19 protein-coding genes, 1 tRNA gene and 1 riboswitch are annotated in these 21,501 nt (G+C 70.7%); of the genes, 13 read left to right on the top strand and 7 right to left on the bottom strand.

What is annotated here, in order from left to right; translation table 11 throughout:
- The first annotated feature begins 88 nt into the window (after window positions 1-88).
- The 8 genes from TTH_RS03810 (at window position 89) to acnA (ending at window position 11,142) form a co-directional block, all read left to right on the top strand.
- Complete coding sequence (locus tag TTH_RS03810) at window positions 89-523, top strand: MarR family winged helix-turn-helix transcriptional regulator (RefSeq protein ID WP_011228154.1); 435 nt, start codon at window positions 89-91, stop codon at window positions 521-523.
- Complete coding sequence (locus TTH_RS03805; protein ID WP_011228153.1) at window positions 516-1,781, top strand: TolC family protein; 1,266 nt, start codon at window positions 516-518, stop codon at window positions 1,779-1,781. Before TTH_RS03810 ends, TTH_RS03805 begins: the two co-directional genes overlap by 8 nt.
- Window positions 1,778-2,749, top strand: a complete 972-nt coding sequence (locus TTH_RS03800) for a TolC family protein (RefSeq protein ID WP_011172827.1) — start codon at window positions 1,778-1,780, stop codon at window positions 2,747-2,749. The genes TTH_RS03805 and TTH_RS03800 overlap by 4 nt, the downstream gene beginning before the upstream one ends.
- 3 nt (window positions 2,750-2,752) lie before the next feature.
- Window positions 2,753-3,931, top strand: a complete 1,179-nt coding sequence (locus TTH_RS03795; protein WP_011228152.1) for an efflux RND transporter periplasmic adaptor subunit — start codon at window positions 2,753-2,755, stop codon at window positions 3,929-3,931.
- Window positions 3,928-7,227 carry an efflux RND transporter permease subunit gene (locus TTH_RS03790; RefSeq protein ID WP_011228151.1) on the top strand — a complete coding sequence of 1,100 codons (3,300 nt, stop codon included), beginning with the start codon at window positions 3,928-3,930 and terminating at the stop codon, window positions 7,225-7,227. The genes TTH_RS03795 and TTH_RS03790 overlap by 4 nt, the downstream gene beginning before the upstream one ends.
- Window positions 7,224-7,970: an alpha/beta hydrolase gene (locus TTH_RS03785; RefSeq protein WP_011228150.1), complete on the top strand. Its 747-nt coding sequence runs from the start codon at window positions 7,224-7,226 to the stop codon at window positions 7,968-7,970. The genes TTH_RS03790 and TTH_RS03785 overlap by 4 nt, the downstream gene beginning before the upstream one ends.
- 4 nt (window positions 7,971-7,974) lie before the next feature.
- Window positions 7,975-8,328: a carboxymuconolactone decarboxylase family protein gene (locus tag TTH_RS03780; RefSeq protein ID WP_008632121.1), complete on the top strand. Its 354-nt coding sequence runs from the start codon at window positions 7,975-7,977 to the stop codon at window positions 8,326-8,328.
- Window positions 8,329-8,433: 105 nt separating this feature from the next.
- Window positions 8,434-11,142, top strand: coding sequence for an aconitate hydratase AcnA (gene acnA / locus TTH_RS03775; RefSeq protein ID WP_011228149.1), 2,709 nt, complete (start codon window positions 8,434-8,436; stop codon window positions 11,140-11,142).
- 45 nt (window positions 11,143-11,187) lie between these two features.
- Here the strand turns inward: acnA and TTH_RS03770 are convergent.
- The 7 genes from TTH_RS03770 to TTH_RS03740 all read right to left on the bottom strand — a co-directional run bounded on the left by TTH_RS03770 (window position 11,188) and on the right by TTH_RS03740 (window position 17,682).
- Window positions 11,188-11,275, bottom strand: a tRNA-Leu gene (locus TTH_RS03770).
- 185 nt (window positions 11,276-11,460) lie between these two features.
- Window positions 11,461-12,606 carry an LCP family protein gene (locus TTH_RS03765; protein WP_011228148.1) on the bottom strand — a complete coding sequence of 382 codons (1,146 nt, stop codon included), beginning with the start codon at window positions 12,604-12,606 and terminating at the stop codon, window positions 11,461-11,463.
- Window positions 12,607-12,641: 35 nt separating this feature from the next.
- The gene (locus TTH_RS03760; RefSeq protein WP_011228147.1) at window positions 12,642-13,946 is read right to left on the bottom strand and encodes a S8 family peptidase; all 1,305 of its coding nucleotides are present in this window, start codon (window positions 13,944-13,946) and stop codon (window positions 12,642-12,644) included.
- 35 nt (window positions 13,947-13,981) lie between these two features.
- Window positions 13,982-14,779, bottom strand: coding sequence for an ABC transporter substrate-binding protein (locus TTH_RS03755; RefSeq protein WP_011228146.1), 798 nt, complete (start codon window positions 14,777-14,779; stop codon window positions 13,982-13,984).
- Window positions 14,776-16,014, bottom strand: coding sequence for a histidinol dehydrogenase (gene hisD / locus TTH_RS03750; protein ID WP_011228145.1), 1,239 nt, complete (start codon window positions 16,012-16,014; stop codon window positions 14,776-14,778). The genes TTH_RS03755 and hisD overlap by 4 nt, the downstream gene beginning before the upstream one ends.
- Before the next feature lie 36 nt (window positions 16,015-16,050).
- Window positions 16,051-16,617: a DUF3108 domain-containing protein gene (locus tag TTH_RS03745; RefSeq protein WP_011228144.1), complete on the bottom strand. Its 567-nt coding sequence runs from the start codon at window positions 16,615-16,617 to the stop codon at window positions 16,051-16,053.
- On the bottom strand, window positions 16,618-17,682 hold the full coding sequence (locus TTH_RS03740) for a hypothetical protein (RefSeq protein WP_011228143.1): 1,065 nt from the start codon (window positions 17,680-17,682) through the stop codon (window positions 16,618-16,620).
- A gap of 79 nt (window positions 17,683-17,761) precedes the next feature.
- Between TTH_RS03740 and TTH_RS03735 the strand changes: the two genes are divergently transcribed.
- The 5 genes from TTH_RS03735 (at window position 17,762) to TTH_RS03715 (ending at window position 21,435) form a co-directional block, all read left to right on the top strand.
- Window positions 17,762-18,130: a hypothetical protein gene (locus TTH_RS03735; RefSeq protein WP_008632112.1), complete on the top strand. Its 369-nt coding sequence runs from the start codon at window positions 17,762-17,764 to the stop codon at window positions 18,128-18,130.
- Complete coding sequence (locus TTH_RS03730) at window positions 18,127-18,744, top strand: uracil-DNA glycosylase (protein ID WP_011228142.1); 618 nt, start codon at window positions 18,127-18,129, stop codon at window positions 18,742-18,744. Before TTH_RS03735 ends, TTH_RS03730 begins: the two co-directional genes overlap by 4 nt.
- A gap of 43 nt (window positions 18,745-18,787) precedes the next feature.
- Window positions 18,788-18,912, top strand: a riboswitch (molybdenum cofactor riboswitch).
- Window positions 18,903-19,772, top strand: coding sequence for a molybdate ABC transporter substrate-binding protein (gene modA, locus TTH_RS03725; RefSeq protein ID WP_011228141.1), 870 nt, complete (start codon window positions 18,903-18,905; stop codon window positions 19,770-19,772). (Overlaps the previous riboswitch by 10 nt.)
- Entirely contained in the window at window positions 19,772-20,446 is a 675-nt protein-coding gene (gene modB, locus TTH_RS03720; protein ID WP_011172814.1) for a molybdate ABC transporter permease subunit, read from the top strand. Before modA ends, modB begins: the two co-directional genes overlap by 1 nt.
- Window positions 20,416-21,435: an ABC transporter ATP-binding protein gene (locus TTH_RS03715; protein ID WP_011228140.1), complete on the top strand. Its 1,020-nt coding sequence runs from the start codon at window positions 20,416-20,418 to the stop codon at window positions 21,433-21,435. The genes modB and TTH_RS03715 overlap by 31 nt, the downstream gene beginning before the upstream one ends.
- Window positions 21,436-21,501 lie beyond the last annotated feature (66 nt).

The raw sequence follows: 21,501 nt of genomic DNA, 5'->3' as shown, positions 1-21,501 counted from the left end.
GCATCCCCCGGGGCGAAACCCAGGCGCGCACAAGGCGGGCAGAGGTTGTCTTGACTAAATAGTTGACTTGACTTAACCTTTTCCCGGTATGAACGGACCACCGCCCCCCCTGGTCCAGGAGCTGGCGGCGTTGGGGTACGCCTTGACCCACGCCCTCTACACCGAGGCCAAGGAGCTCCTCGTCAAGGAGGGCCTCTCCCCGAGAAAGGCCCACCTCCTCGGCCTCCTGGCCAAGGGGGTGGACCTCCCCTCCCAGCTCGCCGAGCTCCTCGAGGTCCACCCCTCCCAGGTCTCCCACCTCCTCGCCGCCTTGGAGGAGGAGGGCCTGGTAAAGCGGAGCCCCGACCCCCAGGACCGCCGCAAGGTGAAGCTCTTCCTCACGCCCAAAGGGCGGGAGGCGGCGGCCCGGACCGAGGCGCTTTGGCTCGCCGTCTTCGGCCGGAGGCTTGCCCGCCTCTCCCCGGAGGAGCAGGCCGCCTTCCTCCGGATCCTGCGCAAGCTCACGGAGGTGGAGGATGCGTAGGCTTCTCCTCCTTCCCCTCCTCGCCCTCCCCGCCCTGGCCCAGTCCGCCCTAAGCCCACTCAAGGACCACCCCCTCCTCAAGCAGGCGGAGGCCTACCTCCTCGCCGCCCGCAAGTCCCTCGAGGCCCAGGCCGCCCCCCTCGCCCTGAACGTCCAGGGGAACTACCTCCGCTACGGCTACACCTGCGAGCCGGAGGCGGTCTGCGCAAGCCTCCCCGAGGCGGCCCAGAGCCTCACCCTCGCCCTCGTCCTCACCCCCTTCCCCTTCGGGGAGGTGGCGGACGGGGTGGAGCGGGCCCAAATCGCCCTCAGGCGGGCCGAGCTCGCCTACCGCAAGACCCGGGCAGGCCTCGAGGCCCAGGCGGTGGCCGCCTACGGCCGCTACCAGGAGGCGAGGCTCGGCGTGCGGATCGCCGAAAAGGGCCTGGAGCTGGCGCAAAAGGCCCTGGAGGCCGCCAGGAAGCGCCAGGCGAACCCCAAGGAGCTCAGGGAGGCGGAGCTCGCCCTGGAGGAGGCGCAAAACCGCCTGGAGGAGGCGCAGAGGGGCCTCGCCCTCGCCCTGGAGGCGGCCCGGGACCTGGTGGACCCGGAAGCCCCCCTCCCCCCCATCCCCGAACCCAAGGGGACGACCCCCTTGAGCCTGGAGGAGGCCCGCCTGAACCTCCTGGAGGCCCAGATCGCCTTGGAAGCGGCGCAAAGGAACCTCCTCCCCACCCTCCAGGGGAGCTACACCCGCTACCCCAGCGGCAACGACACCCTAAGCCTCTCCCTCTCCAGCAAGACCCTTCAGCCCACCCTGGCCTACACCCGCCAGAACCCGGCCCAGGCGGCCACCGCCCTGCCCGGGGGCGGCCGCTACCGGGCCACGGAGGAGCTTCGGCTAAGCCTCTCCCTCACCCTCTCCCCCGGCCTCTTCGCCGCCCTGGAGGCCGCCCAGGCCCAGGTCCGGGGGGCGGAGGAGGCCTTCCTCGCCGCCTCCCGCCAGGCCCGCCTGCAGGAGGAAAGCCTCAAGGCGGGCCTTTTGGGCGCCCGGTCCGCCCTGGCCCTGGCGCAAAGCCGCAAGGCCTCCGCGGAGAAGGCCCTGGAGGAGGCAGAAAAGCGCCTCGCCCTGGGGCTGGAAAGCCCCCTCGGGGTCCTGCAGGCCGAGCTCAACCTGCTCCAGGCGGAGCTCGGCCTCCTCCAGGCGGAAAACGACCTTAGGAACCGGCTTATGGAGCTTTACCAGTTTTACGGAGAGCTTTTGGAGGTGAACCCGTGAAGAAGCCCCTCTTCGCCCTCGCCCTTGGCCTCACGGCCCTGGGGCTCGCCCAGCCCCTGCCGGAGGCCCTCAAGAAGGCCCAGGAAGCGCCCGCCGTGGTGAACGCCCGGCTCGAGGTCCAGGCCAAGGCCCGGGACCTGGACCGCACCCTGAAGGACCCCTTGCGCACCGCCTTGGACGAGCTCCAGGCCCGCCAGGCCCTGGAGCTCGCCGAGGCCAGGCTCCGCCGCGCCCTGGCCCAGGCGGAAAATGAGATCGTCGCCGCCTACACCCAGGTCGTGGAGGCGAGGCTCCAGGTCCGGGTCCTGGAGAAGGCCCTGGAGGTGGCGGAACTCTCCCTCAAGGCCACGGAGGTCCGGGTGAAAGGCGGCGGGGCCACCAGCCTGGACCTCCTCGAGGCCCAGAACCGGGCCCAGGAAGCCCGGAAGAACCTGGACCAGGCCCAAAGGGCCCTGGAGAGCGCCCAGGCCCAGCTCGCCAACCTCGTGGGCCCCTGGGAGCCCGAGCCCGTGGCGGACCTCCCCGGGCTTCCCGAGGCCGGGCTCGTGGAAGCCCTCCTGGAGGAGAACGCCGACCTCCTCCAGCTCCGCCACTCCCTCGCCCTCCTCAAGGCCCAGCGGGCCCTATTGGACGAGAGCTTCGCCGCCCGCAAGGACATTGACGCCCTGGAGGACCAGATCGCCGCCCTCGCGACCCAGCTGGACGGCGCCGCCTCCTCCCTCCGGGTGGGCCTGGAGGCCCGCTTCCGCGGGCTTCCTCCCCTCCTCGAGGGGGTGCGCCGGGCGGAGGAGGCCCTGGAGGCGGCGAAGAAGCGGTACGAGGCGGAAAGGGCGCGCTTCGCGGCGGGGCTCGCAAGCCGCCTCGCCCTCCTCCAGCAGGAGCTCAACCTCCTGCAGGCGGAGCTCGCCCTGGAGCAGGCCAAGCACGCCTACCTCAAGGCCTACTACGGCCTCCTCGCCACGAGGTGAGCCATGAAGCGCCTCCTCGTCTTCCTCCCCCTCCTCCTCCTCGCCTGCGCCCCCAAGCCGGAGGCGGAGGCCCCCCAAACCACCGCCCCCCTCCGCGTCCAGGTGCGGACCCTCAAGGCCGAGCCCGGCCTCCTCACCCGGGAGGCCCGGGCCTCGGCGAACGTGGTGGCCGAGAAGGAGAGCCTGGTGGCGGCGGGAGCCTCGGGCCGGGTGGTCCGGACCCTCCCCGCGGGCACCCGGGTGCGGGCCGGGGAGGGGGTGGTCTTCCTGGACCCCGCCCCCTTCCAGGAGGCCCTGGCCCAGGCCAAGCTCGCCCTGCGCCAGGCCGAGGAGAACCTGGCCCGGGCCGAGGCCCAGACGGAGGGGAACCGGAAGGCCCTAGAAGCCCAGCTCGCCGCCGCCGAGGCTCAGCTCGCCGCGGCCAAGCGCCGCTACGAGGAGGGGAAGGCCCTCCTCGCCCTGGGCGCCCTGGCCCCCCTTGAGCTCAAGGGCCTCGAGGCCCAGTACCTCCAGGCGCAAAGCGCCTACGAGAACGCCAAGGAGGCCCTGGCCCGCCTGGAAAGGGAGGACGACCTCCGCCTCCTCAGGCTCCAGGTGGAGGCCGCCCGCCTGCAGGTGCAGCAGGCGGAGCGGAACCTCAAGGAGAGCGTGGTCCGGGCCCCCTTCGCCGGGGAGGTGGTGGAGGTCTACGTGAAGGAAGGGGAGTTCACCGGGGCGGGGAGCCGGGCCTTCCGCCTGGCCACCACCGACCGCCTCCTGGTCAAGGTCTACCTCCCCCCCGAGCGGGCGGCCGCCCTCACGGAGGACACGGCCTTCCGCGTGCGCCAAAACGGCAAGGAGGTGGAGGCCCGCCTCCAGGCGAAAAGCGACCTCCCCGGGCAGAACCGCCTGGTGGAGGTGACCCTGAGGCCCACAGGCCCCCTCCTCCCCGGGGCGGCGGAGGTGCGCTACCCCGAGGTCCTGGCCGAGGGCCTCCTGCTTCCTGCGGGGGCGGTGCGGACCGAGGACGGCGAGGCCTTCGTCTACGTGGTGGAGGAGGGCCGGGCGCGGAAGCGGCCCGTCCGGCTCCTCGCCCAGGAGGGAGGCCGGGCCGCCGTGGCGGGCCTCGAGGCGGGGGAGGCGGTGGTCTACCCGGTGCCCGAGGGGCTGGAAGACGGCGACCTCGTGGAGGTGGTGCCGTGAGGGAAAACCCCCTGGTGGCCTTCTTCGTGGAGCGCTTCGTCTTCGCCACCTCCATCTTCGTGGGCATGGTCCTGGTGGGGCTCCTTCTGGGCCTCGGGCTTGGGGTGGAGCTCCTTCCCCGGTTCAGCGTCCCCGTCATCGCCATCTCCACCAGCTACCCCGGGGCCGGGCCCGAGGAGGTGGCGGAGCAGGTCTCCAAGCCCCTGGAGGACGCCCTCTCCACCCTCACGGGGGTGGACGTCATCGGCTCCAGCTCCACGGAGGGGTTCAGCCTGGTCTTCGTCCAGTTCAAGCAAGGGGTGGACGTGGACCAGGGAGCGGTGGAGGCGAGCCAGAAGGTGGCCGCCATCCGGAGCACCCTCCCCAAGGACGCCTCCGCCCCCGTGGTGCAGAAGTTTGACCCCTCGGCGAGCCCCATCCTCTACCTGGCCCTCGAGGCCCCGGGGGAGGACCTCGCCGAGGTCCTCCGCTACGCGGAGAGGACCCTCAAGCCCCGCCTCCAGCTGGTCTCCGGCGTGGCCGACATCCGGCTCACGGGCGCCCCCAAGACGGCCATCAAGGTCTACCTGGACCCCGACCGGCTCCAGGCCCTGGGGATCCCTCCCCTCCAGGTGGTCCAGGCCCTCTCCGCCTCGGCCCTCAACCTCCCCTTGGGGGCCCTCACGGAGGAGGAGCGGCGCCTGGTCTACACCCTACGCGCCACCCCCCGCACCGCCTCGGAGGTGGCCGAGGTCCTGGTGGACCCGGGCCGGGGCATCCGGGTGCGGGACGTGGCCCGGGTGGAGGAGGCCCGGGAGGCCCCCACCACCCTGAACCGGGTGAACGGCCGCCCCGCCGTGGTCCTGGCCGTGGTCAAGACGCCGGACGCCAACGCCGTGGCCGTGGCCCAGGAGGTGAGGCGGGCCCTGGAGGAGACCTCCCTCCCCCCCGGGTACCGGGCGGAGGTCGCCCTGGACACCACCCGCTTCATCCAGGCCGCGGTGGAGGACACGGTGCGGGAGGCGTTCCTGGCCGCCCTGGCCGTCTCCCTGGTGGTCCTCGTCTTCCTGGGGAAGCTCAACTCCGTCTTCTCCGTCATCCTGGCCATCCCCATCACCCTCTCCGGGGCCATCCTCCTCTTCGGCGTTTTGGGCTTCACCTACAACCTCATCAGCCTCCTCGCCCTCACCGTGGCGGTGGGCATCGTGGTGGACGACTCCATCGTGGTGGCGGAAAACATTGACCGCTACCGCCGCATGGGGCTTGGCCTCAAGGAGGCAGTACTCAAGGGGGCGAGCGAGGTGAGCGCCGCCGTGGCCGCGGCCACCCTTAGCCTCCTCGCCGTCTTCCTCCCCATAAGCTTCCTCCCGGGCCTCATCGGCCAGATCTTCCAGCAGTTCGGCCTGGGCATGGCGGCGGCCATCGGGGTGAGCTGGCTCGAGGCCCTCCTCTTCCTCACCGTCCGCCTCGCCTACTTCCCCGACCCCGACCCCCCCACCCTCAAGGAGGCCCTGCGGGCGGCCCTCCTCCTCCCCAAGGACCTCGCCTGGGCCTACCGCCGGGGCTTCCGCACCGCCTTGGGCCTCCTCCTCGGCCTCGGCGTGGCCTTCCTCCTCTACCGCCAAGGCCCCCTCCACCTCCTCCTCCTCGTCCTCTACCCGGCCCTCCTCGGCCTCGGGCGCTACCTGGGGAGGCTCCTTCTGGACCTCGCCGGGGCCCTGGCCCGGCTCCTGCACGAGGCCACGGAGGGGGGGGTGCGAAGGCTCACCGAGGGGTACGCCCGGGCCCTGGAGGCCGCCCTCGCCCGGCCCTACCTGGTCCTGGGCCTGGCGGGCCTCGCCTTCCTCTCCGTCTTCCCCATTTTGCCCCGGATCCCCTTCAACTTCACCCCCCGCGCGGACACCGGGGTGCTCACCGCCACCCTCCTCCTCCCCAAGGACACGCCCCTCTCCGTCTCCGACCGGGCGGCGCGGGCCCTAGAGGCCTACTTCCTCGCCCACCCGGCGGTGGAGCGGGTGGTGACCACCGTGGGGGCGAGCGCCACCGGGGGGGCCCAGGTGGGGGACCCCTCCCGGGTCCAGCTCCAGATCGTCCTCAAGCCCAAAGGGGAGCGGCCGGACATCTTCACCCTCACCGAGGTCTTCAACCGGGAGGGCAAGGAGGCGCTTAAGGACTTCCCCGGAGCGGACCTCCGCGTCTTAGCCCAGACCGGCCCCGAGGCGGGGGACGCGGACCTCCAGTTCTTCGTCACCGGCCCCGACCGGGAGGTGCTGGAGGCCCGGGTCCAGGCCATCGTGGACCGGATCGCGGAGAAGCCCTACGTCCTGAACGTGAAGAGCACCCTGGAGGCCACCCAGCGGGAGCGCGTCTTCGTCCCCGACCCCGCCAGGCTCTCCGGCACCGGCCTCACTCCCCAGGACGTGGCCCAGACCCTGAGGCTCTACCTCTCCGGGACCCAGGCGGCCACGGCCAGGCGGAGCGGGGAGGAGTACCCCGTGGTGGTGCAGGCCGACCCCCTCCGCTACTCCGGGGAGGGCGGCCTCCTCTCCCTCCCCGTCTACGCCCCCGCCCTCCAGGCCTTCCTGCCCTTAGGAAGCCTCGGCCGGTTTGAGGAGCGCCCCTCCCCCACCCTGATCTCCCGCCGCAACCAGGCCTACGCCGCCGGGATCAACATCAACCTCAAGCCCGAGGCCCCAGGGGCCCTCCAGGTCCAGGCGGAGCTGGAGCAGGACCTCAGGGCGGCGGGGCTCCTTGGGGACGGGGTGGAGCTCGTGGCCTCGGGGCTTGGGAGCTTCACGGAGGAGCTCGCCTCCCTCGCGCCCCTCGCCTTCGGCCTCGCCCTCGTCCTCAACTACCTCGTCATCGCCAGCCAGTTCAACGCCTGGCGCTACCCCCTCTACCTCCTCCTCCCCGTGCCCTTGGCCCTGGTGGGGGCCTTCTGGCTCACCTACTTCCTGGGCACGGGCCTGGACGTGATCAGCGTCTTGGGGGTGGTGATGCTCATCGGCCTGGTGACCAAGAACGCCATCCTCCTCCTGGACTTCGCCTCCCGCCGCATGCGGGAAAAGCCCCTCAAGGAGGCCCTGGTGGAGGCGGCCAGGCTCAGGCTGAGGCCCATCCTCATGACCACCCTCACCGTCCTCATCATCAGCCTCCCCCTCCTCCTCGGGGCCGGGGAGGGGTCGGAGTACCGCAGGCCCTTGGGCGTGGTCATCCTGGGGGGGATGCTCTCCTCCACCCTCCTCACCCTCTTCGTGGTCCCCGCCGCCTTCTTCGCGGTGGAGGGGCGCCTCGCGCGGAAGGGGGGAAAGGGGTGAGCGCGCGGCAGGTGGTCCTCGGGGTGGTCCTGGGGGCGGTGGCCCTCGCCGCCTTGGCCGCGGGGCTCGTCCTCTTCCTCTTCCGCCCCCTGAAGGCGGAGCCCGTGGCCCTGGACGCCCTAAAGGGCCTGAGGACCCGGGAGACCCCTTACGGCCTCGAGGTCCTCCCCCAGGCCCCCAAGGCCCTCCTCGCCTTCTACCCGGGGGCCCGGGTGGAGCCCTTGGCCTACGCCCCCGTCCTCGCCCCCCTCGTAGGAAATGGGTACCTGGTGGTCCTCCTCCGGGTGCCCCAGGGGATCGCCCTCCTCGGCCAGGACCGGGCCCTGGAGGCGGGTCGGGCCCACCCCGGGCTTCCCTTGGTGGTGGGAGGGCACAGCCTGGGCGGGGTGGTGGCGGCGGGGGTGGCGGCCCGGGAAGGGCTTCCCCTCGTCCTCTTCGCCGCCTACCCCGAGGAAGACCTCTCCCAGGAGGCCTTCCCCACCCTCGCCCTCTACGGCACGGAAGACGGCCTCCTCCCCCCAAAGGAGGCCCGAAGGAAGGCGGAAAGGCTTCCCCGAAACGCCCGGGTGGTCTTCGTGGAGGGGCTGAACCACGCGGGCTTCGGGGCCTACGGCCCGCAAAGGGGGGACAGGCCCGCCACACGCCCCCGGGAGGCCCTGTGGGAAGAGGTCCGGGAGGAGGTCCTCCTTTTCCTCGAGGGCCTGGGGTGGGACACACCTCCCTCCCCGAGGGCGTTACGCTAGGGGCATGGACCGGACCCACGAGCGCGTCCTACAGGCCATGGCGGAGAACCTAGGGGAAGGCCTGCCCCGGGCCATCCCCCTCCTCGCGGAGAAGGCGCCGGGCCTCCTCCTGGAGCACGGGCGGAGCTGGACCTACGCCATGCCGGAAAAGGGGGCCCTGGACGAGAAAACCCGCACCCTGATCCTCCTCGGCATTGCCCTGGCCACGGGCTCGGAGGCCTGCGTGAAGGCCATGGCCCACCGGGCCAAGCGCCTGGGCCTTTCCAAGGAGGCCCTGCTGGAGACCCTGAAGATCGCCCGGCAGGCCCAGGCCAACGCCGTCCTGGGCCACGCCGCGCCCCTTCTGGAAGTGCTATAGTGGAGATAGCCGGGGCGGGCGCCCCCCCTCGGACCGGAATCTTCCCCCAAAAGCCAGCGTCCAGGATTGCCCTTTTACCCGCATGGGGGAAGGGAAAGGAGGACCATGAAGAACAGCTTCCAAACCCTAAAGACCCTGACCACGAAAAGCGGCACCTACGGCTACTACGACCTCCAGGAGCTGGAAAGGAAGGGCGTGGCGGAGGTCTCCCGCCTCCCCTTCTCCATCCGCGTGATGCTGGAAAGCCTCCTCCGCAACGAGGACGGCTACCAGGTCACCCGAGAAGACATCGAGGCCCTGGCCCGCTGGCGGCCCGACCCCGGGGAGATCAACGTACCCCTGAAGCTTGCCCGGGTCATCCTCCAGGACTTCACCGGGGTCCCGGCGGTGGTGGACCTCGCCGCCATGCGGGACGCCATCAAGGCCAAGGGCGGCGACCCCAAGCGCATCAACCCCGTGGTGCCCGCCGACCTGGTCATTGACCACTCGGTCCAGGTGGACGCCTTCGGCACCGCCTACGCCTTCTTCTACAACGTGGAGAAGGAGTACGAGAGGAACCGGGAGCGCTACCTCCTCCTCAAGTGGGCCCAGAACGCCCTGGAGAACTTCCGGGTGGTGCCCCCGGGCACGGGCATCGTCCACCAGGTGAACATTGAGTACCTCACCAAGGTGGTGATGACCGGGAAGCGGGACGGGCTCACCCTGGCCTTCCCCGACTCCTTGGTGGGCACCGACAGCCACACCACCATGGTGAACGGCCTGGGCGTCCTGGGCTGGGGCGTGGGGGGGATTGAGGCCGAGGCGGTGATGCTGGGCCAGCCCTACTACATGCTCGCCCCCCGGGTGGTGGGCTTCAAGCTCTACGGGGAGCTCCCCGAGGGGGCCACGGCCACGGACCTGGTCCTCACCGTCACCGAGATGCTGCGCAAGCACGGGGTGGTGGGCAAGTTCGTGGAGTTCTACGGCCCCGGGGTGGCCAAGCTCTCCACCCCCGACCGGGCCACCATCGCCAACATGGCCCCCGAGTACGGGGCCACCATGGGCTTCTTCCCCGTGGACGAGGAAACCCTGAACTACCTCCGCCAGACGGGCCGCCCCGAGGAGCTCGTGGAGCTGGTGGAGGCCTACACCAAGGCGGTGGGCCTCTTCCGCACCCCGGAGGCGGAGGAGAAGGTCCAGTACTCCGAGTACCTGGAGCTGGACCTCTCCGCAGTGGAGCCCTCCCTGGCGGGCCCCAAGCGCCCCCAGGACCGGGTGCCCCTGAAGGAGGTTAAGAAGAGCTTCCTCGCCCACCTCACCAAGCCCGTGAAGGAGCGGGGCTTCGGGCTCTCCGAGGACCAGCTCCAGAGGAAGGTCCTGGTCAAGCGCCGCGACGAGGAGTTTGAGCTCACCCACGGCTCCGTGGTCATCGCCGCCATCACGAGCTGCACCAACACCTCCAACCCCTCGGTGATGCTCGGGGCGGGGCTTCTCGCCAAGAAGGCGGTGGAGGCGGGCCTGGACCGGAAGCCCTGGGTCAAGACCTCCCTCGCCCCCGGCTCCAAGGTGGTGACGGACTACCTGGAGATGAGCGGGCTCATGCCCTTCCTCGAGGCCCTGGGCTTCCACCTGGTGGGCTACGGCTGCACCACCTGCATCGGCAACTCCGGGCCCCTCCCTGAGGACATCGCCAAGGCCGTGGAGGAAGGGAACCTGGTGGTGGCCGCCGTCCTCTCCGGGAACCGCAACTTTGAGGGCCGCATCAACCCCCACGTGAAGGCCAACTACCTGGCGAGCCCCATGCTGGTGGTGGCCTACGCCCTGGCAGGCCGGATGGACATTGACTTCACCACGGAGCCCTTGGGCTTTGACCCCAACGGCAAGCCCATCTACCTCAAGGACATCTGGCCCTCCATGGAGGAGATCCGGGAGGCCATCCGGAAGACCCTGGACCCCGAGCTCTTCAAGAAGGAGTACAGCAAGGTCTTTGAAGGGGACGAGCGCTGGCAGGCCCTCCCCGCCCCCACCGGGGAGCTCTACCAGTGGGACCCGGAGAGCACCTACATCCAAAACCCGCCCTTCTTTGAGGACCTGGGCGAGCGGAAGGTGGAGGACATCCGGGGGGCGAGGGTCCTTCTCGTCCTCGGCGACTCCGTGACCACGGACCACATCTCCCCCGCAGGGGCCATCCCCGTGAAGAGCCCCGCCGGCCAGTACCTGATCAGCAAGGGGGTGAAGCCGGAGGACTTCAACTCCTACGGCTCCCGGCGCGGCAACCACGAGGTGATGATGCGGGGCACCTTCGCCAACATCCGCATCAAGAACCTCATGCTGGACGGGATTGAGGGCGGTTACGCCAAGAAGCTGCCCGAGGGGGACGTGGACTTCGTCTACAACGTCGCCATGCGCTACAAGGCCGAGGGCACACCCCTCCTCGTCATCGCCGGGAAGGAGTACGGGACCGGTTCCAGCCGCGACTGGGCCGCCAAGGGCACCTACCTCCTCGGCATCAGGGCGGTGCTCGCGGAAAGCTTTGAAAGGATCCACCGCTCCAACCTCGTGGGCATGGGCGTCCTGCCCCTGGAGTTCCTGCCGGGGGAGAACCGGGAGACCCTGGGCCTCACGGGGTACGAGGTCTACGACATCCTGGGCCTCGAGGACCTGAAGCCCAGGAAGCTCGTGGACATCGTGGCGAGGCGGGAGGACGGGAGCGAGGTCCGCTTCCAGGCCATCGCCCGCCTGGACACCCCCGTGGAGGTGGACTACTACAAGAACGGGGGCATCCTCCAGACCGTGCTCCTCAACATGCTGAAGGAGGCCAAGGCCACGGAGTAAGCCCACGCGAGGGAAAACGCCCCGGGCCTAAAGCCCGGGGCGTTTTGGTGCCGGGGACGGGACTCGAACCCGTACGGGGGCTACCCCCCAGCGGATTTTAAGTCCGCAGCGTCTACCGTTCCGCCACCCCGGCGGGCCCTTTTCATCCTAAGGAGCCGCGCGGGGGTTGCGCAACACGGGACGCCCGAACCGAGGCCGCGGGGAGGCCCTTTTCCAGCGGTGGAGGGCTCATCCTTCGCCCGAATGCCCCAAGGAAGCCCCCTAGGGACCTTTTGTGCCGGGGCCCCCATGCTGGCTTGGGCCAGCATTGGGGTGGCCTCAACGGGGAAGCCCCTCCCTGCCCAGGCGCAGGGTGAGGTCCGCCCCCAAGGCCGCCTCCCCGGAGACGCGGTAGGGGACGCCGAGGGCCTCGCCCAAGGCCTGGGCGAGGCGGCCCGGGCCGTTTTCCAGCACCTCCGTGCGCCCGGGGGCCAGGGCGAGCTCCCGCAGGCTCACCGAGAGGCCCAAGGCCTTAAGCCGCTCCGCCGCCTCCTGGGCCAGGGCCTCCTGGCCGGGCCCGAAGAGGACCACGGCCCGCTTCCCCGCCAAGGCCTCGCCCCAGGCCTCCCGGTCCTCAAAGTAGACCGCCCGAAGCCGGGCCCAGGCCGCCTCGTCCACCGCCCAGCCCCCGGCGAACCGCCCGGGAAGGAGGAGGCTCACGAAGGCGGGCCTGCGGAGGAGGAAGCCGAGCAAGGCCCCCTTCTCCCCCCGGGTGAGGTCGGTGGCCACGTAGGGCTCCACCGCCGCCACCGCCCGGGGGAGGCGGAGGAGGCCCGGCAGAGAGAAAAGCTGGTCCTTCAGGGCGTGGAAGAAGGCCTGCTGGCGCTGGATGCGGCCGATGTCCCCCAGGGCGTCCTTGCGGAAGCGGAGGTAGCCCTCCGCCTGCGCGCCGCTAAGCACCTGGCAACCGGGCTCCAGGTCTATAACAAGCCCCGCCGCCTGGTCCTGGTAGCGCATGGGCTTCTCCACGCAGACCCGCACCCCCCCTAGGGCGTCCACGCCCCGGCGGAGGGCCTCGAGGCTCACCACCACGTAGCGGTCGGGGCGCACCCCCGTGATCCGGGCCACGGCCTCCTTCATGAGCTCCGGCCCCCCCAAGGGGCTTGCGGCGTTCACCTTGTGCCAGCCGTGGCCGGGAAGCAGGACCCAGACGTCCCGGGGCACGGAGAGGACCACCACCCGGTTCGCCCCGGGGTCCAGGCGCACGAGGAGGATGGTGTCGGCGAGGCCCCGGAAGCGCTCCGGGGCCCTCTTGTGGTAGCCCACGTACTCGGGGCTCGAGCCGTAGACCAAAAGGGTGAAGGGCTCCTTCAGGGCGAAGGGGTTAGGGACCGCCCCGTGCCGGAAGAGGGGGCCCAAAAGGGGAAAGACCCAAACCCCCACGAGGAGGGCGAGGACCGGGAAAAGGAGGGCCAGCCGCCGCACGAAGCCCTAGTGTAGCCCCCTTTGGGTGAGGCGGATTAGGGGAAGCAGTAGGTGGTGTCCGTCATCGCCCGGTCGGCCCGGACCAGGCCGAAGCCGTATTCCGGGTCCCAACCGGAAGGCCCTAGGTCCTCGGCGGTGTTGATGAGGCATTGGTAGACCTGGTCCGGGCTAGGCCACGCCTTCCGCTCGCTGGCGTACTTGCTCATGTAGAGGGCCACCACCCCGGCCACGATGGGGCTAGCCAAAGAGGTGCCGCTCACAAAGCGATAGTTGCCTGAAGGGCCTGCCGCCAAAACCTCCACCCCTGGAGCCATTAGGTCAAGCTCGGGGCCATAGGCCGAAAAATTCGCCCGCCTTTTAAGGAGATCTACCGCACCCACAGCGAGAGTGTTGGGGCTGCTGGCAGGGAACATAACCGGTCCCCCATTCCCGGTCTCGTAGTTTCCCGCCGCAGCTACAATAACCCTCCCCTCGTTCCGAGCCCGGGCCAGCTCCTCATCCAGAACCTCGTCATAGTCGTTACCCCCCAGCGAAATGTTGATGACCTGGGCCCCCAGTTGGCGGGCTAACCGAACCCCCTTGAAAAGGGTTTCATACGTGGCTCCACCACCCCGGTAGAAAACCTTGATTGGAACAACGTATCCACCCCAGGTAGTTCCTGCTATTCCCTTAGAGTTGTTGGTATCCGCCCCCAAGACCGAGGCCACCTCTAAACCATGCCCCCAATTGTTGGGAGCCGAGTCGTCCGTGGGATTGGCATCTCCGTCAGCCACGTCCAGGTTAACCCCGGCGGGGAGGTACTTGCTGGCCTGAAAGTCCTCGTGGGCAAGAACTCCCGTGTCTAGCACGGCCACAAGGGGCGGGCATCCCCTGCCTGTGCTGAAGTCCCAAGCGCTTTCTAAGCGCACCAACCGATTCAAGTAGGCGCTTTGATCGGGGTAATAGAGGTCATTCGGAGCCCGCAAAGGCCGGTAAACGTAGTTGGGCTGGACATACTGAGCACCCGCCCGCAAAAGAGCTTCCGCTCGGACTTTCTCCTCCCCATGGGGAACCTTCACCTTGATTACGTCCAGGGCGAGCTGGGCCTGGGGCTCTACTCCTGAGGCCCGCAAGCTCTGAAGGGAAAGACCTGGTTTGGGCACTACAATGAGTTCTCCCGGAACGAACTCCCCTTTAAAGCTTCCCAAACCGTGCAGCTTAGAAGGAGCATCCAGGCTCTGCACCCGCAGGGGACCTACCGGGCACTCGGCGGGGTTCACGGGCGGCGGTGGGGTCTGGGGACAGGCCGTGAGGAGGAGGGCCGTGGAGAGGAAAAGGGCCCCAAAGAGCAGGCGCTTCATGGCCTCCACTATACGCCGCACCCCCAGGCCCCGGCTTAAGCCTGGCCTAAGGTTTCCTCCACCCGGCGGGCGAGCTTCTCCAGGAAGCCGAAGAACATGGGCCCGTAGTGGGCGAGCTCGTCCCCGTCCGTGGCGGCCACGGGGAAGTCCCAGCCCCGTTCCCGGGCCAGGGCCCTCGCCTTCTCCAGGGGGTTTTTGCCCCAGGGCTTGGGCTCGTAGAGGAAGAGGTCCGGGGCCCTCCGCCTCACCTCCTCCAGGTCCGGCGCGAAGTAGGCCTGGGGCACGTCCAGGAAGATGGGCTTGAGGCCCATGTGCAGGAGGGCCTGGGCGATGTAGCTCCCCCGGCCCACGGTGATGGGCCCGCCCAGGTCCATCTCAAAGTAGACCCTGAGGTCAAAGCGGCCCCTCAGGGCGGCGTAGCGGCCCGAAAGCTCGTGGGCCAAGGCCACGGCCCTTTCCTCCAGGTCCAGGAGGTGGCCCAGGGTGGAGAGGTTCTCCAGGATGCCGTAGGGGCTCGTGGGGAGGGGCACGGCGTAGACGGGAAAGCCCTCCTCCTTGAGCCTAAGGGCCTGCTCCCGCTGGACCCCGGTGGAAAGGAGGACGAGGTCAGGCTTTAGGCTCCTCAGGAGCTCCAGGCGGGTCTTGGTGTAGGAGGCCACCACGGGGAGGGCGAGGACGGGGGCCGGGCGGTGGCAGAAGGCGCTCCGGCCCACGAGCCTCTCCCCAAGCCCCAGGGCGAAGAGGGCGTCGGTGAGGTTCGGGGCCAGGGAGACGATGCGCGAGAAGCGGTCGGGAAGCTCCAGGGGACCTAAGAGTTCGTGGAAGAGCCTCATCGCCTGAGGTCCAGGGAGCGGGCGTGGCCCTCGAGGCCCTCCGCCCGGGCCAAAAGCGCCCCCTTCTTGGCGAGCTCCCGGGCCGCGCCCTCGGAAAGGCCCACCACCGGGATCACCTTCAGGAAGTCCCGCACCGCCAACCCCCCCTGGAAGCGGGCCGTCCCCGAGGTGGGCATGACGTGGCTGGGCCCGGCGATGTAGTCGCCCAAGGCCTCGGGGCTCCCCTCCCCCAGGAAGACCCCCCCGGCGTTCTGCACCTTCTCCAGCCAGGGAAGGGGGTCCGAGAGGGCGAGGGAGAGGTGCTCGGGGGCGTAGAGGTTGGCGAGGGCGAAGGCCTCCTCCAGGTCCTTGGTGAGGACGAGCCCGCCCTTCTCCAGGGCCTGACGGGCCACCTCGGCCCGGGGGAGGTCCTGGAGCTGCCAGGAAAGCTCGGCCTCCACCCGTTCCAACAGGGCCCGGTCCGGGGAGAGGAGCCAGGGCTCGGAGTCGGGGCCGTGCTCCGCCTGGGCCAGGAGGTCGGCGGCGAGGAGCCTGGGGGAGGCGGAGCCGTCGGCGATGATCATGGTCTCCGTGGGGCCGGCGAGGCCGTCAATGCCCACGGTGCCGTAGACGAGCCTCTTCGCCGCCACCACGTAGCGGTTCCCCGGCCCCACGATCTTGTCCACCCGGGGGACGCGCCCCGTGCCGTAGGCCAAGGCGGCGATGGCCTGGGCCCCGCCCATGGCGAAGAGGCGGTCGGCCCCCGCCACCCAGGCGGCGGCCAGGACCCCGGGGTGGACCTTGGGGGGGCTCGCCACGATCACCTCCCGCACCCCCGCCACCTTGGCCGGGACCACGGTCATGAGGAGGGTGGAGAGGAGGGGGGCGCTTCCCCCGGGGACGTAGACCCCCACCCGCTCCAGGGGGCGGACGAGCTGGGCCAGCACCCCGCCCCCCTCGGCCCGGAGGAAGCCGCCCCGGGCCTCCTCCCGGTAGAAGGCCTCTATGCGCTCCCGGGCCGTCTCCAGGGCGTCCCTGAGGTCCTCGTCCAAGTCCTCGTAGGCCTCCCGCCAGGCCCGCTTGGGGACCTCCTCCACCGGGTAGCCGTCCAGGTCCCGGCTGAACCGGTCCAGGGCCTCGTCCCCTTCCTCCCGGACCGCCTCCAGGATGCCCCGCACGATCTCCTCCACCGTGGGGTCAAAGGAGAGGCCCCGGCGGGCGAAGCGGGCCCGCACCTCCTCGGCAGCGTAGATCATGCCCCCACTATACCAATACCGGCGCGGGAAACGGCTTCAGGGGCCTTCCGCCTCCAGGAGGACCGCCTCAAAGACGTGCCGGCCCACCTGCTGGGCCACGCGCACCAGGCGCCCTTCCTCCACCTGGACCAGGGAAAGGCCGGGGCGCAGGCGGTACTGCCGCCGCGCCCTCCCCTCCACCTCCACGTCGGGGAGGCGCTCCACGTAGACCCGGCCCCCGGGCATGGGGAAGCGGACCACCTCCCCGGGCTCGAGGGCGAGGCCCGGGAGGGCGAGAAAGAGGGAGAGGGGGTCGTGGTAGGGGGCGAGGTAGGGGTAGGCCAGGCTCTCCTTCCCCTGGCTCACCAGGACCACGCCCTCCTCCTCCAGGCGCTCCACGGCGAAGACGCGGACCTCCTTCCCCTCCACCCGCTCCTGGAAGCGGAGGGAGAAGCCCTCCGCGTCCAACTCCGTCTGCCAGCGCTGGCGCCCGGGGGGCAAGGGGGGGAGGAACTCGGCCTGGAGGCTGGCCCGCACCCCCCCTCTGCGCCGCTCCACCTCGAGGCGGCCCTCCCCCACGGGCCGGCCGGCGTAGTGGTAGGCGTAGCGGTAGACCTCCTTCATCTAGCGCACCTTGATGGTGAGGGGCGGGCCCGGCACCTCCAGGAGGTAGTCCACGGGCTCCCGCCCCGGCACCTGGATGCGGAGCCGATACACCCCGGGGACGGGGAAGCGCACCCGCCCCGGGGCCTCGAGGAGGAGGCTCCCGGGCTCAAGCCCCGCCCCCTCGGGGGCCTCCAGGACGTAGACCAGGGCCTTCTCCGTGGGGGGGTCGGTGCGGAACTCCATGGGGTAGTCCCGCGCCGCCCCTCCCTGGGGCCGGAAGAGGCCCATGTAGGCCCCGGCCACCCCCAGGAGCAAAAGGAGGAAGAGGACGAGGCCCACCGCCCGCCGCCCTCCCCTCGAGGACCGGGGCTCCACCACGGGAAAGGGCGGGTCCTCGGGCTCCTCAATGCGGATGACCCGGGGGCGGCTCGGCGTGGGCTCCTCCCGCGGCGGCCCGGGCGAAGCGGGCGGGGAGGCCTCCGCCGCCTCCACCTCCACGGGAAGCCGCCTGGCCTCGGCCTCCTTCTCCTTGGCCGCCTCGGGAGCGGGGGCCTCCTCCGGTGGAGGCGCCCAGAGGGCCTCCAGCCCCACCTCCCCCCGGGCGAGGCGCGCGAGGACGTCCCGCAAGGGGAACTCCTCCCACCTGGGCCCGGCGAGGAGGCGGGCGAGCTCCAAGAGGGCGGAAGCGGCCTCCCCCGCAAGGGCCTCGAGCCCCGGCCCCACGAGCCAGACGCTCCGCCCCTTCACCAGGACGAGCTCGGCCCGGGGGGCGTAGCGGATGCCCTGGGCCTCAAGCGCGGCGAGGCGCTTGGCGATCTCCCGCACCCAGTGGGCGAGGCGGTCGGGGTCCGCCACGCCCGCGTACTGGCTCAAGGGAACGGCCCCCAGGGGCCATTCCAGGACGAGGGCGTCCTCGAGGCGGTCCAGGACCTTGAGGCTCCCCTCCGCCTCCACGGGCTCGCCCTTCGCCCCCACGAGGACCATCACCGGCATCCCGGTCCGGGTGTCCTGGCCCTCGTAAACGGTCAGGGAAGCGAGGCGGGCCAAGGCCCGCCTTAGCCAGTAGGACCCGAGAAGCTCCATCCCTCCAAGTATACGCACCCCCCATGAGGGGATTTATAATCGGGGCGAGGCCGGGTCCCAGGACCCGAAAGGAGGGGGCATGGAGTTCAAGGTGACGCTCACCACGGAAGAGATCGTTCGCGGGCTCAAGCACTACCGCCGCATCGCCAAGCAGGACGTGTTGCGGGCGCCGGAGACTCCCAACCCCGAGGTCTTCCGCCGCCACGCCGAGGCCCGGCGCGAGGTCTACGCCAAGCTGGCCGAGGTGGCGGAGCGCGAGGGCCCGGAGGCCGCCGTGGCCTACGCCCTGGAACTCTACCGCTCCCTGCCCTTCGTCACCGGGACGCCCGAGGACCAGTACCCCGAGATCAAGGGCCAGGAAAACGCCCTGGAGAACTTCTTCCTGATGATCGGCCTGGACCCCAAGGTCCGCCGCGAGGCCCGCAAGGCCCGCAAGCCCCTGCAATGACCCTGGAACTGCTTCAGGCCCAGGCGCAAAACTGCACCGCCTGCCGCCTCATGGAGGGCCGGACCCGGGTGGTCTTCGGGGAGGGAAACCCGGACGCAAAGCTCATGATCGTGGGGGAAGGCCCCGGGGAGGAGGAGGACAAGACGGGCCGCCCCTTCGTGGGCAAGGCGGGGCAGCTTCTAAACCGCATCCTGGAGGCGGCGGGGATCCCCAGGGAGGAGGTCTACATCACCAACATCGTCAAGTGCCGCCCCCCGCAAAACCGCGCCCCCCTTCCCGACGAGGCCAAGATCTGCACGGACAAGTGGCTCCTCAAGCAGATTGAGCTCATCGCCCCCCAGATCATCGTCCCCTTGGGGGCGGTGGCCGCCGAGTTCTTCCTGGGGGAGAAGGTCTCCATCACCAAGGTCCGGGGGAAGTGGTACGAGTGGCACGGGATCAAGGTCTTCCCCATGTTCCACCCCGCCTACCTCCTCAGGAACCCGAGCCGGGCCCCGGGAAGCCCCAAGCACCTCACCTGGCTGGACATCCAAGAGGTCAAGCGGGCCCTGGACGCCCTCCCTCCCAAGGAGCGGCGCCCGGTGAAGGCGGTGAGCCAGGAGCCCCTCTTCTAAGCCCCCGCGCCCAAGCCTCCCGCCCACGGGAGGGGCCCTGGTAGGATGGCCTTGCCTCCGAGCCCGGGTAGACCCCCTGGGCCTCCCGGGCCGGGCCCACGGGCCCCGGGGTGGCGGGGGCAACCCCGCCGCCTGCCGCGGTCGCAAAGGAGGTGCGCATGGGAAGACGTTTGGTGGCCCTTCTTCTCCTCTTCCTCCCCGGCTTCGCCCAGAAGGTGCGGGTGGTGGCGGCCTCGGACCTCCAGTACGCCCTCCCCGAGGTCGCCCGGGCCTTTGAGCGGGAAAACCCCGGGGTGAAGGTGGAGCTCGTCTTCGGCTCCTCCGGCAAGCTCTACGCCCAGCTCACCCAGGGCCTCGAGGCCGACCTCTTCTTCTCCGCCGACAAGGCCTACCCCGAGCTCTTGGAGCAGAGAGGCCTCGCCGAGCCCGGCACGCGCAAGCCCTACGCCCTCGGGCGGGTGGTCCTCTGGGTGGACAGGAAGCTCGGCCTCAAGCCCGGCCCCGAGGCCCTGAAGGACCCGAGGGTGACCCAGCTCGCCCTCGCCAACCCCGTGCACGCCCCCTACGGCCGGGCCGCCGTCACCCTCCTGGAGCACCTGGGGCTTTTGCGGCGCAAGGACGTCCCCCTCCCCGGCCTGGCCAAGCCCTTCCCCCTCCTCTCCTGGGAGGAGATCCCCTGGGAAAGGCTCACCGGGGGAGTGGAGGCCTACTGGGACGCCACGCCCTTGCGCCAAGGGAAGCCCCGCTTCGCCTTCGTCTACGGGGAGAACATCTCCCAGACGGCCCAGCTCGCCCTCGCCGCCACCCGGGTGGGCCTCCTCGCCCTCTCCCTGGCGGTCCACGAAAGCCTCTCCGGGGCGGGAGCGTACTGGCTCGCCCCCCTCGGGAGCCACCTCCCCCTGGAGCAGGACTACCTCGTCCTCAAGGGGCGCGGCCGCCCTGAGGTCCTGGCCTTTCACGCCTACGTGGGAAGCCCCGAGGCCCGGGCCGTCTTCCGGCGCTACGGCTTCCTCCTTCCCGGAGAGTGATGGACCCCCTCTTCTGGGACGCCCTCTTCCTCTCCCTCCGGGTGGCCGCCCTGGCCTCGGGGATCCTCCTCCTCGCGGGCGCGCCCCTCGCCTGGCTCCTCGCCTTCCGCCGCTTCCCGGGGAAGGCCTTGCTGGAAGCGGTCTTCCTCCTCCCCCTGGTCCTTCCCCCCACGGTCCTGGGCTTCTACCTCCTTCTCTTCCTCGGGCCCGAGGGGCCGTGGGCGAGGCTCTTTGGGGTGTCCTGGGCCTTCCGCTTTGAGGGCCTGGTCCTCGCCAGCGTCCTCTTCAGCCTCCCCTTCGCCCTCACCGCCTACCGGGAGGCCTTCCTGGCCCTGGACCCGAACCTCCTGGAGGTGGCCCGCACCCTGGGGGTCCCCCGCTACCGGATCCTCGCCCGGGTGGTCCTCCCCCTGGTCTGGCCCGGCCTCCTCTCCGGCACCCTCCTCGCCTTCGCCCACACCCTGGGGGAGTTCGGGGTGGTCCTGATGGTGGGGGGCTCCATCCCGGGGAAGACCCAGATGGTGAGCATCTACCTCTACGACCTGGTCCAGGCGCTGCGCTTCGCCGAGGCGGCCCGGGCGAGCCTGGTCCTCCTCGGCCTAAGCCTCTTCCTCCTCGCCGTGGTGCGGGCCCTGGAAGGGAGGTGGCGCTCCTGGAGGTCCACTACCGGCTGAACCGGCCCGTCCGCCTCGAGGCCCGCTTCCGGGTGCGGGGCTTCACCGTGCTCCTAGGGCAAAGCGGGGCGGGCAAGACCAGCCTCCTCAAGGCCCTGGCGGGCCTCCTCCCCGCAGAGGGCACCCCCTTCGGCGGCCTTCCCCCGGAAAGGCGCCCCGTGGGCTACCTGCCCCAGGACCTCGCCCTCTTCCCCCACATGACCGCCTGGGAGAACGTGGCCTTCCCCCTGAAGGGGAGGGACCGCAAGGCGAGGGCCCTGGCCCTCCTGGAGCGGGTAGGCCTCCTGGAGCACGCCCACAAGCGGCCGGGGGAGCTTTCCGGGGGGCAGAGGCAGCGGGTGGCCCTGGCCCGGGCCCTGGCGCGAAAGCCCGAACTCCTCCTCCTGGACGAACCCACGAGCGCCCTGGACCCCCTGACCAAGCACCAGGTCCTGGCGGAACTCGCCGCCCTCATCCGCCGGGAGGGCCTGCCCACCCTGGCGGTGAGCCACGACCCGGAGCTCGCGGGCCTGGCCGACTGGCTGGTGGTCCTCGAGGGAGGCCGGATCCTCCAGGAAGGCCCCCCGGAGGAGGTCCTCGCCGCCCCGCACACGGCGAGCGCGGCGCGGCTTCTGGGCTTTGAGAACCTCTTCCCCGCCCGGGTGGTGGAGGGCGGGGTGGAGGCGGAAGGCGTCCGCCTCCACCTTCCCCTCCCCCCCTGGGCCCGGCCGGGAGGCCGGGTCTACGTGGGGGTGCGGGCGGCCGAGGTCATCGTGGTGCGGGAGGACCGCCCCCCACCCCCGGAAAACGTCCTGGAAGGCCTACTGGAAAGCCTCTACCCCCAGGGCCTGGCCTACCGGGGGCGCTTCCAGGGCCCCCTCGCCCTCACCCTCCTCCTCCCCCGGCACGTGCAGGCCAGGCTCCACCTCGCGCCCGGGAGGCGGATCAAGGTGGTCCTGAAGCCCCGCTACCTGCACCTGATGCCGGGCGAGGCGGAGGAGGGCCTCTAGGCTCAGGCCGAACTTCCGTCCAAGCCCCTGGAGAGCGAAGCGGGCCTGCCAGGGGGCGAGGCCCAG

Source organism: Thermus thermophilus HB8 (genome assembly GCF_000091545.1).
GTDB lineage: Bacteria > Deinococcota > Deinococci > Deinococcales > Thermaceae > Thermus > Thermus thermophilus.
The sequence above is the reverse complement of the archived record's forward strand: the minus strand, read 5'-3'. Positions and strand labels throughout refer to the sequence as shown.